Here is a 933-nt window from a genome sequence, read left to right on the forward strand (position 1 = left end):
CGGCCCGCAGCTCTTCGTCGCGCAGGGAGCGCGCTGCACGATCGGCCCGCAGTTCCTCATCTCGCAACGAGCGCGCCGCACGATCGGCGAGCTCGGCCCGCAGCTCTTCGTCGCGCAGGGAGCGCGCCGCACGATCGGCCCGCAACCCTGAACGCGCTGCACGATCGAGACGTGCACGGGACAGGTTCTCGTCGCGCAATGCGCGCCTCGCCCGCGATCTCGACACTCGTGCGCCAGAGCGCGTCGCGAGGTCGAGCTGGTCTGCCACATCTTCGAGCTGCTCCTGGAATCTCGCCGTGATGACCAGCAAGTCCTGAGATAGATCCACAAGAGTTTCATAAGCCATTGGGTAATCCTCCGTTAGTTACTGGCGCAGATTGGTTGAGGAGTGTGGTCTGTTCGGAGTCGCACTCTGGGTCCCCCGGGGGCGAGCTCGTGTCCCCGGTTCAGCTCACCACTGACTGAGCGCTGGATCCAAGCTGGAAGGTGCCGTGCAAACAGCAATCCTTCAACTACCTTATTTCGTAGGCCTATTTGTGCGAACTCGGCTAGGGATCGGGCGGCACTTCTCGGCCTGTGTTGGTCTCGCGCCAAAGCAGAGCTCGAGCGGGAGCAAAGACAAGCTTGGCAGCATCAGCAAGCAGGGCGATCGCTATTTGCGTAGCCTGTACACGGCTGGCGCGCTCGCTGTAATCCGCTACGCCAAGTTCCATGGCACCGATCATCGGCCATGGCTCACGCGATTGTTGGCCCGGCGGCCCACCGGCCATCGCGCTTGCCAACAAGCTCGCCAGGATGGCCTGGACTGTTCGCCGTCAGCACTCTTGAGACAGATTGAAGGGTTTTCCGGAAGGAGGATTTCTGGTTCATCGTAGCCACCAGGAGCGAAGATGAAGCAGAAATCCGGGCCGCGTAAGCCGGCGGCTGAACAAG

General features: G+C 62.1%; 2 protein-coding genes and 1 pseudogene. 1 reads left to right on the top strand and 2 read right to left on the bottom strand.

Annotated elements, in window-relative coordinates; all coding sequences use genetic code 11:
* The coding region (locus AC066S_RS38940) for a hypothetical protein (protein WP_478271923.1) at positions 1–346 on the bottom strand (346 nt) is incomplete at its 3' end.
* A 190-nt stretch (positions 347–536) separates the two neighbouring features.
* Between AC066S_RS38940 and AC066S_RS38945 the strand changes: the two are divergent.
* Positions 537–641, top strand: a pseudogene (locus tag AC066S_RS38945) (transposase); the annotation flags it as partial.
* 94 nt (positions 642–735) lie between these two features.
* Here the strand turns inward: AC066S_RS38945 and AC066S_RS38950 are convergent.
* The coding region (locus tag AC066S_RS38950; RefSeq protein WP_478271924.1) for a hypothetical protein at positions 736–933 on the bottom strand (198 nt) is incomplete at its 5' end.

Source organism: Bradyrhizobium sp. CFUWI, assembly GCF_056429085.1.